Source organism: Nocardioides pelophilus, from assembly GCF_014180685.1.
Lineage (GTDB): Bacteria > Actinomycetota > Actinomycetes > Propionibacteriales > Nocardioidaceae > Nocardioides > Nocardioides pelophilus.
Genome location: NZ_JACEHF010000124.1, coordinates 1 through 12211 on the forward strand (window position 1 = coordinate 1; position 12211 = coordinate 12211).

At 72.2% G+C, this 12211-nt stretch carries 13 protein-coding genes; 6 read left to right on the top strand and 7 right to left on the bottom strand.

The window, feature by feature from the left end:
- Nucleotides 1–68 precede the first annotated feature (68 nt).
- Nucleotides 69–1604, bottom strand: a complete 1536-nt coding sequence (locus H0488_RS17085; RefSeq protein WP_183100454.1) for an MFS transporter — start codon at nucleotides 1602–1604, stop codon at nucleotides 69–71.
- A 123-nt stretch (nucleotides 1605–1727) separates the two neighbouring features.
- Between H0488_RS17085 and H0488_RS17090 the strand changes: the two genes are divergently transcribed.
- Nucleotides 1728–2312 carry a TetR/AcrR family transcriptional regulator gene (locus tag H0488_RS17090; protein ID WP_220794706.1) on the top strand — a complete coding sequence of 195 codons (585 nt, stop codon included), beginning with the start codon at nucleotides 1728–1730 and terminating at the stop codon, nucleotides 2310–2312.
- A gap of 17 nt (nucleotides 2313–2329) precedes the next feature.
- On the opposite strand, the gene H0488_RS17095 is transcribed toward H0488_RS17090, so the two are convergent.
- On the bottom strand, nucleotides 2330–2956 hold the full coding sequence (locus tag H0488_RS17095; protein WP_183100456.1) for a hypothetical protein: 627 nt from the start codon (nucleotides 2954–2956) through the stop codon (nucleotides 2330–2332).
- Between the two features lie 133 nt (nucleotides 2957–3089).
- On the opposite strand from H0488_RS17095, the gene H0488_RS17100 reads away from it, so the two are divergent.
- A complete protein-coding gene (locus H0488_RS17100) occupies nucleotides 3090–5309 on the top strand; it encodes a HelD family protein (RefSeq protein WP_183100457.1) in 2220 nt (739 codons plus the stop codon).
- On the opposite strand, the gene H0488_RS17105 is transcribed toward H0488_RS17100, so the two are convergent.
- Complete coding sequence (locus tag H0488_RS17105; RefSeq protein ID WP_183100458.1) at nucleotides 5302–5565, bottom strand: response regulator transcription factor; 264 nt, start codon at nucleotides 5563–5565, stop codon at nucleotides 5302–5304. The genes H0488_RS17100 and H0488_RS17105 overlap by 8 nt on opposite strands.
- The gene (locus H0488_RS17110) at nucleotides 5562–5954 is read right to left on the bottom strand and encodes a hypothetical protein (protein WP_183100459.1); all 393 of its coding nucleotides are present in this window, start codon (nucleotides 5952–5954) and stop codon (nucleotides 5562–5564) included. Before H0488_RS17110 ends, H0488_RS17105 begins: the two co-directional genes overlap by 4 nt.
- A 143-nt stretch (nucleotides 5955–6097) precedes the next feature.
- On the opposite strand from H0488_RS17110, the gene H0488_RS17115 reads away from it, so the two are divergent.
- Nucleotides 6098–6685: an RNA polymerase sigma factor gene (locus tag H0488_RS17115; protein WP_183100460.1), complete on the top strand. Its 588-nt coding sequence runs from the start codon at nucleotides 6098–6100 to the stop codon at nucleotides 6683–6685.
- Entirely contained in the window at nucleotides 6682–7173 is a 492-nt protein-coding gene (locus tag H0488_RS17120) for a carboxypeptidase-like regulatory domain-containing protein (protein ID WP_183100461.1), read from the top strand. Before H0488_RS17115 ends, H0488_RS17120 begins: the two co-directional genes overlap by 4 nt.
- 3 nt (nucleotides 7174–7176) lie before the next feature.
- Here the strand turns inward: H0488_RS17120 and H0488_RS17125 are convergent, their stop codons facing one another.
- Together H0488_RS17125 and H0488_RS17130 are read right to left on the bottom strand one after the other, a co-directional pair.
- Nucleotides 7177–7803 carry a hypothetical protein gene (locus H0488_RS17125; protein ID WP_220794707.1) on the bottom strand — a complete coding sequence of 209 codons (627 nt, stop codon included), beginning with the start codon at nucleotides 7801–7803 and terminating at the stop codon, nucleotides 7177–7179.
- A gap of 367 nt (nucleotides 7804–8170) precedes the next feature.
- Nucleotides 8171–9082, bottom strand: a complete 912-nt coding sequence (locus H0488_RS17130; RefSeq protein ID WP_183100462.1) for a S8 family peptidase — start codon at nucleotides 9080–9082, stop codon at nucleotides 8171–8173.
- Nucleotides 9083–9091: 9 nt separating this feature from the next.
- On the opposite strand from H0488_RS17130, the gene H0488_RS17135 reads away from it, so the two are divergent.
- Nucleotides 9092–9592, top strand: coding sequence for a hypothetical protein (locus H0488_RS17135; RefSeq protein ID WP_183100463.1), 501 nt, complete (start codon nucleotides 9092–9094; stop codon nucleotides 9590–9592).
- 257 nt (nucleotides 9593–9849) lie between these two features.
- Here the strand turns inward: H0488_RS17135 and H0488_RS17140 are convergent, their stop codons facing one another.
- On the bottom strand, nucleotides 9850–10098 hold the full coding sequence (locus H0488_RS17140) for a hypothetical protein (protein WP_183100464.1): 249 nt from the start codon (nucleotides 10096–10098) through the stop codon (nucleotides 9850–9852).
- A 294-nt stretch (nucleotides 10099–10392) separates the two neighbouring features.
- On the opposite strand from H0488_RS17140, the gene H0488_RS25105 reads away from it, so the two are divergent.
- Nucleotides 10393–12211 (top strand): CHAT domain-containing protein (locus tag H0488_RS25105; RefSeq protein ID WP_183100465.1); only part of this gene is annotated, 1819 nt, incomplete at its 3' end.

Here is a 12211-nt window from a genome sequence, read left to right on the forward strand (position 1 = left end):
CCGTCGTACCTGAACTTTCGGCCCCTGAACCGGCGATTTCTGGGCCGGAAGTTCAGGTACGACGCGCCTCAGGCGCCAGCCGGCTCCAGGACGCGGCGCTCCGCGTCGGCCTGAGCGGCCTTGGCGGCGTGGAAGCGGCGGCCGGGCAGCGCCCAGAGGCCGGCGACCGCTGCGGCGAAGCAGAGTCCCGCGACCACGGTGCAGCCGACGGACAGGCCGGCCAGGAACGACTCCTGCACCGCGTCGAGCAGCACGGGGTCGGCGCCGGCCATCCCGAACGCGACCGGCACGGAGTCCGCGGCCGTGTCGGCCTGACCGGTCGCCTCCAAGGCGCTGTCGACGAGGCGGGCGCCGAACACCGAGGAGAAGACCGAGCCGATCACCGCGACGCCGAGGGTCGCGCCGAGCTCGCGGGTCGCGTCGTTGACGGCTGACCCGACGCCCGCCCGGGCCGGTGGGAGGACCAGCATGATCGACTCGGTCGCGGGGGTGGAGATCAGGCCCATGCCGAGTCCCATCAGCACCATCTGCGGGACGATCGCCGCCCAGTACGACGTGTCGACGTCGACACTGGCCGCGATCCACGCCATCGCCGTACCGAAGAAGAGCAGGCCGGTGACGACCACCGCGCGGGTGCCGACCCTCGGCGCGAGGATCCCGCCGGCGATCGACGCGACCGCGATCGAGATCGCGACGGGCAGGATCCGGGCGCCGGTCGAGAGCGGCCCGAAGTCGCGGACGACCTGGAAGTACTGGGTGATCAGGAAGATGAAGCCGGCGAGCGCGAAGAAGGTGACCGTCACGGCGCCGCTGGCGGCGCTGAAGCGCCGGTCGGCGAACAGCCGTACGTCGAGCATGGGGTGCTCGGCCGCGCGCTCGACCATGACGAACAGGCCGATCAGCGCCGCGGATCCGGCGAACCCGAGCAGGGTGAACCTGCTGTCCCAGCCGTGCTCGGGCGCCTCGATGACGGTGTAGACGAGCAGGCCGAGCATCGCCATCGAGACGACCAGGCCGCGCCGGTCGAGGGTGGGCACGGAGCGGTCCCGCGACTCGGGGACGAGGGCGAACGCGAGGCCGGCGGCCACCAGTGCGAGCGGGACGAGGGCGAGGAAGATGCTGCCCCAGTAGAAGTGCTCGAGCAGCAGCCCGCCCGTCACCGGGCCGGAGGCGACGCCCACGCCGACGACGGCTCCCCAGCCGCCGAGCGCGGCCGCGCGCTGGCGGCGGTCGGTGAACGTGTTGGAGATGATCGACAGCGGCGTCGGGAAGATCAGCGCGGCGAACGCGCCCATTCCGAACCGGGCCGCGATGAGGGCGCCGGAGCTGGTCACCAGTGCTCCGGCGACGCTGGTCGCCGCGAAGCCGAGGAGACCGATGATCAGCGCCGGCCGTCGGCCGTAGCGGTCGAAGAGGCTGCCGGCGGCCAGCACCAGCGCGGTGAACGCGAGGTTGTAGCCGTCGACGATCCACTGCAGGGCACGGGTGCCGGCGTCGAGCTCGGTCGCCATGCTCGGGAGGGCGACGTTCACGATCGTGATGTCGAGGTTGATCGCGAGCGCGGCGACGTAGACGGCGATCAGGATCCCAGCCTTGCGACCCATGTGGACTCCTCGTTCGAATGTGGGCACTGTCAACATCAAGAATCATGCGGGTCGATGTGGACATTGTCAACATCGAGTCTCGACCGGCTCGCCGACCCCGAGACGGCCGTTACGATGCGGCCCGTGAGCACCTACCACCACGGCCATCTGCGCGAGGCGCTCGTCGCTGCTGCCGTGGAGCTCGGTCGGGAGAAGGGTCCCGACGGGATCGTGATCCGCGAGGTGGCGCGCCGTACCGGCGTCTCGCACAACGCCGCCTACCGCCACTTCGCCGACCGCGACGAGCTGTTGCGCGAGGTCGCGACCTACGGCATGGACCAGCTGTCGGCGACGATGCTCAAGCGGGTACGGCGGGTGCGGGTCACGGACCCGGTCGAGCGGGCCCGGCGCCGGCTGCGCGAGGTGGGCAAGGCGTACGTCGAGTACGCGCTCGCCGAGCCCGGGCTGTTCGCCGTCGCCTTCTACCCGGTGACCCTCCCCGACCTCAGCGGTCCCTACCAGCTGCTGACCGACGCGCTCGACGAGTGCCTCGAGGCCGGGTTCATGTCAGCGGAGAAGCGCCCCGGGGCGGAGCTGCCCTGCTGGGCCGGCGTGCACGGCTTCTCGCTGCTCTACGGCAGCGGCCCGATGCGCGACGTACCGCGGCGTCAGCGCGACGCCGACCTCGCCCAGCTCCTCGACCGGATCGAGGACTCGCTGCGCGCCTGATCCGGTGCCTGTGGGGGTCAGTTGTGCCGCAGCCGCGGCCCGAGCCGGCAGCGGTTGGAGAAGAACCCGGCGTCGATGCGGGCGTCGTCGATCAGGTGGTAGCTGTCGGTCTCCTTGCCCATCGACGCACCGAACCGGATCCACGCCGGGCGGCCGATGCACACCCGCGGCACGCGCACCACGACCCGCTCGGTGCGGGGATACGCCCTGCCGCGCAGGCCCTCGCAGTCGAGGACCTCGGGTCCGCCGGCGTGGAAGAGCGAGGTGTACCGGGCGCCGTCCCGGCGGTCGTGGTGCAGCCACCACGTCGCCTCGGGGGTGCGGACGTACCAGCTGGCGACGTCGTTGGCGCGGGCGAGGCGGCGTACCTGCAGCCAGAGGGTCACGGTCGGACCGTTGTGGACGGCGCCGGCCTTCACGATGTCGTGGGCACGGTCGTCGCGGTCCAGCCGAGGCGTGCCGCCCGCGGGGATCCGGTACACGTCGCGGGCGGCATCGGTCGTGGTCTGGCGGTCGGCGTGGGCCGGGGGACCGGCGAGCAGGAGAGCAGCGGCGGTGAGCCCCGCGGTCAGGGCAGCGGTCAGGGCTGCGGGGAGGGCTGCGGTCAGGGCTGCGGGGAGGGCCCGTGGGCGCGGACGGGACATGGCAACCCCTCTCGACTGGCCTCTCGATCCAATGCGCCAATCTAGTACCGCCTCGCCCATGTAGAGTTGAGAACTTCCGGCTCTCCAGTGAGCCGCAATGAATATCGGTTGAGAACACACAGGGGCAGCGTCGGTGGCAGATCAGCTCGTCGATCGCGAAGTGGCGTCGGAGCAGGCGTTCGTCGACAGGGTTTACCAGCAGCTGGAGAAGGCCGGGGTGGCCGCACAGCAGCTGGCGAAGGAAGGTCATTCCCGCGGCAAGCTCGGGCACGAGGGCGGGCTCGTCGAGCGCGACGCCATGGTCTTCCAGGCCGCGAAGCGGATCGCGCAGCTCGACGCTGCCCACGAGGGCCTCGTCTTCGGCCGGCTCGACATGACCGACGACGTCGACCCCGAGCCGCGCTACGTCGGCCGGATCGGCCTGCGTGACGACGACCGCGACTCCCTGATCATCGACTGGCGCGCGCCGGCCGCCGCGGTGTTCTACCAGGCGACCGCCGCCGAGCCGCAGGACGTGATCCGGCGCCGGGTGCTGCGCTGCACCGGCCCGCGGGTCGTCGGGGTCGAGGACGAGCTGCTCGATGCCGAGGCGCTGTCGGTGGTCGAGGCCAACGGGCGCGAGCTGCCGATCGTCGGCGAGGGCGCCCTGATGGCGCAGCTCTCCCGGGCGCGGGACCGGTCGATGCACTCGATCGTCGCGACCATCCAGGCCGAGCAGGACAAGGCGATCCGCGCTCCCAGCAAGGGAGTCGTGTCGATCTCGGGAGGTCCCGGCACCGGCAAGACGGTCGTGGCGCTGCACCGGGCGGCGTACCTGCTCTACAACGAGCGCCGCCGCTACGAGTCCGGCGGCGTGCTCATCGTCGGCCCGTCCGGCGTCTTCATGCGCTACATCGAGCGGGTGCTGCCGTCGCTCGGCGAGACCGCCGTCGCGCTGCGGTCGCTCGGCGAGGTCGTCGACGGCTATCGCGCGACGCGACACGACGAGCCGGCCGTCGCCGACGTGAAGGGCTCGGAGCGGATGGCCGAGGTGATGCGGCGTACGGCGCGTCAGCAGGCGCCGGGCAGCCCCACCGAGTTCCGCGTCTTCTGGCGCGACGACCGGATCCTGCTCGACCGCGGCGCGCTCGGACGCGTGCGCCGCCACCTGATGTCGCAGGGTCGCCGCAACAAGCAGCTGCCCCGCGTCTCCGCGGCGCTGCTCGACGCGATGTGGCGGCAGGTGCGCGGCGAGCGCGGCCGCGAGGAGGGGCGCACGAAGTTCGACGACGAGATGCTCTCGCGCGACGACTTCCTCGACTTCGCCCTCGGCTGGTGGCCGCCGCTCGACGCCGCGACGGTGCTGTCCTGGCTGCGCGACCCGGAGTTCCTCGCGCGGGTGTCCGAGGGCGTGCTGTCGACCGAGGAGCAGCAGCTGCTGCTGAAGTCCTGGAGCGGCCGGACGGCCGCCCCCAACGGCACCGACCTCTCGATCGAGGACGTGCCGCTGCTCGACGAGCTGCGCTACGCCCTGGGCGACGTGCCGCAGAAGGCCGACGACGACCGGGACGACCCGATGGCGCTGATCGAAGGTGCCGTCGACATCCAGGAGCTGATGACCGCGTCGGACCGCGAGTACGCCCCGTCCGGCCGGCCGTGGGCGCCCCCGACGCACAGCATCGACGACGACGGCTTCGCCCACGTGCTCATCGACGAGGCTCAGGACCTCACGCCGATGCAGTGGCGGATGGTCGGCCGGCGCGGGCGGGCCGCGTCGTGGACGATCGTCGGCGACCTGGCGCAGTCGTCGTGGCCGGCGCCCGACGAGGCGGCCGCCGCGCGGGCGCGGGCGCTCGAGGGCAAGCAGACCCACGAGTTCCACCTGTCGACGAACTACCGCAACTCCGCGGAGATCTACGACTTCGCAGCGGCCTACGCCGAGCGGGTCGGCCTCCACGCCGACCTGCCGGACGCGGTGCGCCGTACCGGCGTCCCGCCGACCGAGGTGGTCGTCGACGGTGGCGACCTGGAGGCCGCGACCCGCGAGGCCGTGGTCGGCATCGCTGGTCAGGTGGCCGGCACGGTCGGCGTGGTCGTGCCCGCGGCGCGGCGCTCGGAGGTCAACGCGTGGCTGGCGTCGTGGCCCGAGCTGGCCGACGACGCCGCCGGCGCCCGGGCCGCGGTCGACTCCTCGGTGCCGCCGTCGGGTGACGACCGGGTCGTGGTGCTGACCGGTCTCGACACGAAGGGCCTCGAGTTCGACGGCATCGTCGTGGTCTGCCCGAGCGAGATCGAGGCCGAGTCGGCGACCGGCCGCGCGACGCTCTACGTCGTACTCACGCGGGCGACGCAGCAGCTGACGACGATCAGCTGACGCCCTCCTCGCGCAGCAGCACGAGGACGGCGAGCACCCGGCGGTTCACGTGGTCCGACGGATAGAGGTCGAGCTTGCGGAAGATGCTGGTGCAGACGGTCTCGACGGTCTTGCCGGCGAGGTAGAGCTGCGCCGCGATGGCGGCGTTGGAGAGCCCCTGGGCGATCAGGCGGAGCACCTCGAGCTCGCGTCGGGACAGCCGATCGAGCCGCTGCCCGGACAGCGGCTCGATCGGGTCCAGAGCGGTGAGCGTCATCGACTGACCGGACCGCCGCGGAGACGGCGGCTCTTGCGCGGCGCCGGCACCAGCGAGGCACCGGTCAGGGCGAGCACCTTGGCGCCGGCGGCGACCCCGTCGCCGGCTGCCGTGTCGGCCGCCTTGCGGAGGATCGCGAGGATCCCCGCGTGGGTGCGCTGCAGCTGGCGGTAGGTGTCCGCGAACACGTCCTCGCCGCTGCGGGCGTCGAGCTGCGCCTCGCACATCCGCTGCCAGCGGGACCGGAGCGCCTTGATCAGGCCCTCCGGGCTGCCGAAGTACGCCGCCCACTCCTCGCGCCAGGGCAGGGCGCCCGACATGTCGAGGGCGGCGGCCGCTTCGACCTCGCGGATGATGTTGGTCCGGGTGTGAGTCTCTTGCCAGGTCATGTCCGTGTTCCTTCCGGGGTTCGCGGTGGGGAGTCACCGCTGGTTCACGGAAGGAGGAGGAGGCGAGGGATCGCCCTGATACAGAAAAGTTGGACGTATCACAGGGCTGTCCCGATGCTCCTCCATGCGGGACGATTCACCTGATGGACACGACGGATCCGCTCGCGACTCTCGTCCTCGCGGCGCGGGAGGGGAACCAAGATGCCTGGGATGCGATCGTCGACCGGTTCCTCCCGCTGGTGGGAGCGATCATCCGGCGGCACCGCTTGTCGGAGGCCGACGGCGACGACGTCAGCCAGACCGTCTGGCTCCGCCTCGTCGAGCACCTCGACGCCCTGCGCGAGCCGGCTGCGCTGCCCGGCTGGATCCGCACGATCGTCCGCAACGAGTGCCTCCGGGTCATCAACGCCCGCGGTCGGATGCAGCCGGTGGACCCGCAGGAGCACGGCGTGCTCGAGGTCGCGGGCGACGACGTCATCGACGACGACCTGCTCGCTGCCGAGCGCCGCCAGCTGCTGCGCGAGGCGCTTGCCGAGTTGCCGGCCGCCCGCCGCGACCTGCTGCTGCTCCTGCTCGCCGACCCTCCCCTCGCCTACGAGGAGATCAGTGCCCGGCTCGGCATCCCGATCGGCAGCATCGGACCGACCCGCGCCCGCGCGCTCGACCAGCTGCGGAGGACCCGCGCCCTGCGCGGCCTCGGCACCGACCCGGTGGGAGGTGAGCTGAGATGACCGAGCGCGACGACAGCCAGCACGACAGCCAGCACGACGACGAGCTGATGGCCGAGCTCGCGGCCGCGGTCGCCGAGGAGGCCGCGGTCTCCGACCGTCGCCGCGCCGCCGCCCGGGCCGCCTTCACCTGGCGCACCGTCGACGCCGAGCTCGCCGAGCTGCTCCACGACTCCGCGCTCGACGCCGGCGCCGCCGTACGCTCCGGCGGCGGTGCGGCTGAGAGCCCTCGCATGCTCTCCTTCCGCCGTGCCGCCGTGACCGTCGAGGTCGAGGTGGACGGTACGACGGTGCTCGGCGAGGTCGTCGACGAGCACGACGGCGACGCCGCCCCCGCGACCGTCACCCTCCAGCGCCCCGACGCCGACGACCGGGTGGCCGAGGCCGACGCCTCCGGCTTCTTCCGGTTCGAGGACGTCGGGCCCGGCTCGGTGCGGTTCGTCGTCGCCCGCGCCGGCTGGTCGCTGACCACGCCCTGGGCGACCATCTGACGCTCAGCGGGCCGGACACCGCGGACAGCGGAGCAGGGTGCCGCGCCAGCCGTTGCGGCGGAGGATCTGCCCGATCCAGCCGGCGGTCGCGCACTGCTCGCGGAAGACCAGGCCGTAGGTGACGCGGGCAGTCACCGCGTCAGCGACGGCGAGCTCGGCCAGGTCGCGCCTGGCGTCGGCATCCCAGGCGCCGGGGTGGTCGTGGACCACCCGGCCGTCGGGCTCGACGACGACGCCGTACTCCTCGTAGCGCACGTCCTGGTCCGTCCGCCCGCCGGTCGCGGTGCTGTGGCGCTGCCGCCTGCCCGGCGGAAGGCCGTGGGCCCGCTCCACCCGGTGCAGGTAGCCGCGCTCGAGGACCGAGCAGGCGCCCGTACGGCGGTCCGCGAGCAGCTCGGCGACCAGCCGTCGGTGGGGCACGCGGGCTCGCTGGGCCAGCGTCCGCTCGATCCGCTCCGGTGTGGTCGCGCGGAAGCAGGCCCGAGTCAGGACGTCGAACGCGCCCGCGACGTCATCCTCCCTGAGCCTCGCCGACATCACGTCGATGACCGCGTGGTCGACCTTCACCCGCGGTGGCGCCGCGGGCCAGTCGACCCGGCGCTGCAGGTCGGCCGTCTGGTGGATCGCCACGCCGGGCGGGGCCTGGAGCTTGCGGTGCAGCCCCGATGGCGACGTGGATCTTGCGGGTGCTGGCGCCGGGGATCGCGGACTCATGGCTCAGCGCGGCCGGCCACAGGGCGAGCACCGCGACCCACTCGCGCTGGCTCCAGGTCAGTGGCCCGGTGTGGTCGACGTACACGCCGCGACGGACGAACGTCAGGTCCCGTCGCCGCACGATCCGCTCGATGTCGTTGTCCCGCAGTCCCACCTCCAGGAGCTGACGGCGCTCGCTCACACCTGCTGTCCGCCGGCCTGTGGATGGCCGCGGGGCGACGAGATGGTTAGGGGGCGCTGCGCTGGCGTTATCCGCCGGCGCAGCACCCCCTAGGTGGATCGGTCAGAGGGGGCCAAGGTGCTTGCCGCCGCCGGCCTTCGCGTCCTTGCACGTCGGGGCGGCCTTCTCGACCTGGTCGAGCGCCTTCTTCGGATCGTCGAAGTTGCCGGTCGCGCTCATCTGAGCGGCGATGGCGCCGGTGACGATGGGGGTGGCGAACGAGGTGCCGCTCCACTGCGCCAGGTGCTTGAAGTTGCGCACCTGCCCCTTGTTCGGCGGCTCGTAGCAGGTGTAGGTGCCCCCCGGGAACGCGTTGACCAGGTTGCTGCCGCGAGCCCAGACGTCGACCCAGGGGCCGTAGTTGGAGTAGTCAGCGACGAAGCCCTCCTCGTCGAGCGCACCGACACTGACCACCCACGGGAACGCGGCCGGGTAGAACGGCTGGTCCGAGCTGTCGTTGCCGGCTGCGGCGACGACGAGCCCCTTGGTGCCGTCGGTGAGTCCCAGGTTCTCTGCGAGGATCTCGAAGCCGAGGAGACCGAGGTTCGCGCGAGTGTGGGTTCCGGCGGAGATGCTGATCAGGTGCGGATCCGACCGGTCGGTCAGGGCCTCACGCAGCTCCTCGCAGAGCCTCGACTCGAAGACCGCGCCGCCGTTCGGCAGGGCACCCTCCACCTCGATCGTGGTCCGCGGAGCCAGGCACCGGATGATGCCGGCGACGAACGTCCCGTGACCTGCGTACTCGTGGATCGCCGACGAGCTCACGTTCTCGACGTCGTCCTGATCGGCCGGGGTGACGCCGGCGAGCCAGTCGGTGTCGGGGCTCTTCGTTGCCTGCACCCAGAGACCGGTGTCGACGACCGACACCCGTACGCCGTCGCCCGCGCTCGCATCGCCCGCAATGGCCGGCACCGGCTCGGTGTGGCCCGGCTCCTCGGGCTCAGTGGCGGGACACATCTTTCCGTAGATCGTCACGTACAGAACGTGGTCGGGCTGCGCAACCACTCCGTCGAGGCCCTGCGCGCGCCGATCCTCGTCCAGATCCTCCAGCGTCTTGAGAACGGCATCGGCTTCGTCGTTGCGAGCGGGCATCTCGACCATGACCAGTCCGTCGGGCAGCCGGACGTCGTCCCTGCGGACCGGCCCGCGGTCATCAAACAGGTCGTCCCGGCGCCCGAAGAAGTCGATGAACTCCTGGAAGTACTGGCGCTGATCGGTGTTGTCGCGAACGAGCGCTACTCCTGGCTGGAACAGGTAGGCCGCGTCCGCGTCCTTCTCGGCTCGGCGCGGACCGTCGTGACCCGCAACCGCCACGTCGTCACCCCTCTTGCGGAAGCCACGGCGGATGACTCCGACCTGCACGCTCAGCAGCTCCGCCGCGAGCTCGTCCGGGTCCGGGCGGACGATCGGCGGCTTGATCGGTGGCCACGGGAAGCGCCGCCGAATCTGCGCGAGGATGTCACGAAGGGAGAAGCTCGGTCTTGATGACTCACTCATTGGGCACCTCGGAGAGCGGGAAGGCGGATGTTCGGGGCCGAGTCGCGGAGCGGCGCTAACGTAGTCCTGCCCGGAGACGCCCGTAAACAGGGATATCCCTGAAAACCTCGAGGCGGCAGATGCAGGACCTGTTGGAGCTGGCGCTCGAAGATCCCGGAGAGGGACATCGTCAAGCACTGACCATCCTCGCCGAGCCGCACGATGCGTTGGCCGCTTCATTCGCTCACCAGTGCCTCGGTGTGGTCCTACGGGATCGGGGTCAGACCACAGCGGCCTTGGCGCACCTTCGCGACGCCGCGCGGTTTGCTCGAATCAGCGGGGATCGGGATCGGGAGCGTGACGTGCGGGCCACGCTGGGCGCCACGCTTGTCTTTGCCGGTCGAACGCGTGACGGCCTTGCCGAGCTGGACCGCGCGCTGACCGGTGCCACCGGTCAGATCGGTGCCCGCGTCCTCATGCGAAAGGCCGCGACGCTGGCCGTGATCGGCCGGCACGACGAGGCCATACCGCTGCTACGAGCCGCGTTGGCGTCGATGCAGGGTCACGCCGACGCGATCTGGGAGGGCCGGGCGCGAGTTTGGCTTGCTCATCTACTCATGGCGACGGGGTTGGTCGACGCGGCGGAGGGCGAGGCAGTAGCGGCTGAACGGTTGTTCGCCAGGTCCGGGGCTGTTCTCGAACGCCTGACGGCAGTCGAGAGCAGAGCGGAGATCGCTGCCGCTCGTGGCGATCTGGCAACGAGCCTCGGGTTGTGGGCGGACGCCGACGCGGGGTATCGCCAGCTTCGAGTGCAGCCGCGGTTCGCGCACATCCAGTCACGCGCGGCGACGCTGCTCAGTGCGGGGCTCGGCACCGACGCCGTCGAACTGCTCGAGGAAGCGCGCGCGGAGGCGCTCGCTCCGCACGAACTTCCCGAGCTCCATCTGCGACGTGCTGACGCCTTGTTGGCTGTCGGCCTCGCCGAACGGTCGCGCGAGGAGTCGGCACGGGCACGTTCAGCCTTCCGCAAGCAGGGCCGCTCATGGTTCGAGCTGCGTGCCCGGTTCGCGGAGGTGAGAGCGCACGATCAGGTCCGCGGCCGCGGCGGTGCCAGCGAGACGCGCGAAGTCGCCACAGCGCTGCATGCTGAGTCGGCCCGAGAAGCGCCACTGGCGCTCACGCTTGCCGGACAGAAGGAACGCGGCGCCGAGCGCTGGGCGCTGTGGCAACAGGCAATCACGTACCGCGTGCACCCCAACGGTCTCGTGCGGGCGAGCGCCTACCTGGCTGGTGCCTTCGCGCACCAGGAGGCCGACGACCGCGGCGGGGTCCTCCGCGCCTGCTCCGCCGGCCTCGACGCGATCGACGAGCACCGCCGCCTGATGGGCAGCTCCGAGCTCCGGGCGCTGGCGACGACGCACGGCCGCGAGCTGACCGAGATCGCGTTGCGCCACGCAGCCCACGACCCGCGCACCCTCCTGAGGTGGAGCGAACGAACGAGGGCGACCGCCCTCGCCCAGCCGCCCGCGACCTCCGACGCGGCGACCATCCCCGCCTCCCTCGCCGCGCTCCGCGACAACGGGCGAAGGCTGGCCGAGGCGAGACAGGCCGGCGAGCCGACGGAGGAGCTCGAGAGGGAGCGGCTCCGGCTGGAGCGGGCGGTCCGCACCGAGCACCACACGCAGTCGGCAGAAGGGGACGCCTATCGCCCCGCGCCGGTCGAGGAGATCGTGGCCGGGGTCGGCGACGGCTGCCTGGTCGAGCTGGTCGACGTCGACGGGACCCTGCACGTGCTGGTGGTCCACAACGGCCGGGTACGGCGGAAGGTCGCGGGCACGACCAAGGAGGTCGCCGACCTGCTCGGACCGGCGGCGATGCTGCTGCGCCGCGCGTCCCGCGGCCGACCGGCCAGCACCGCCGACATCGGCCGCCGCCTCCAGGACGCGATCCTGGGCGACGCCGCCGCGCTGATCCCCGACGGCCCGGTCACGCTCGCGCCGACCGCGCGCCTCCACGGCTTGGCCTGGTCGTTGCTCCCGACCTTGCACGACCGACCGTTCGGCATCGTCCCCTCCGCCGGTCAGTGGCTGCGGGCCGGCGCCGCGGTCCGCCCCGACCCGCGCCGCACCACGCTCGTCGCGGGCCCGGACCTCGAGTCCGGCGGAGCCGAGGTGCCGGTTCTCGCGCGGCAGCACCCGGACGCCGTACTCCTCGACGGTCCGGACGCCACCCTCGCCAACGTCCTGGACGCCCTCGACGGCGCCGACCTCGCGCACCTCGCGACCCACGGCCGGTTCCGGGCGGACAGCCCGCTGTTCTCCGCGCTCGACCTGGCCGACGGGCCGCTGACGGTCCACGACCTCGAGCGGCTGCGGCGCGCGCCGTACCGCGTCGTCCTCTCCGCCTGCGAGTCCGGCGTGCTCGCTCCGGTCGGCGCGCAGGAGCTGCTCGGCCTGGCCGCGGCGCTCTTCTCGATCGGCACCGCCGGCCTGGTCAGCAGCGTCGCCGAGGTCAACGACGCGGCGACGGCCGACCTGATGATCGGTCTCCACGACGGGCTCGCCCGCGGGGACGACCCGGCGACCGCGCTGCTCCACGTCCGCCGCGCGGCCGCGCAGGACCCGGTGG

Bases quoted from the DNA above. Each gene is read 5' to 3' on its own strand.
- H0488_RS17120 (WP_183100461.1), top strand. From the start codon at position 6,682: ATGACCGAGCGCGACGACAGCCAGCACGACAGCCAGCACGACGACGAG.
- H0488_RS17110 (WP_183100459.1), bottom strand. From the start codon at position 5,954: ATGACCTGGCAAGAGACTCACACCCGGACCAACATCATCCGCGAGGTC.
- H0488_RS17085 (WP_183100454.1), bottom strand. From the start codon at position 1,604: ATGGGTCGCAAGGCTGGGATCCTGATCGCCGTCTACGTCGCCGCGCTC.
- H0488_RS17115 (WP_183100460.1), top strand. From the start codon at position 6,098: ATGGACACGACGGATCCGCTCGCGACTCTCGTCCTCGCGGCGCGGGAG.
- H0488_RS17095 (WP_183100456.1), bottom strand. From the start codon at position 2,956: ATGTCCCGTCCGCGCCCACGGGCCCTCCCCGCAGCCCTGACCGCAGCC.
- H0488_RS17105 (WP_183100458.1), bottom strand. From the start codon at position 5,565: ATGACGCTCACCGCTCTGGACCCGATCGAGCCGCTGTCCGGGCAGCGG.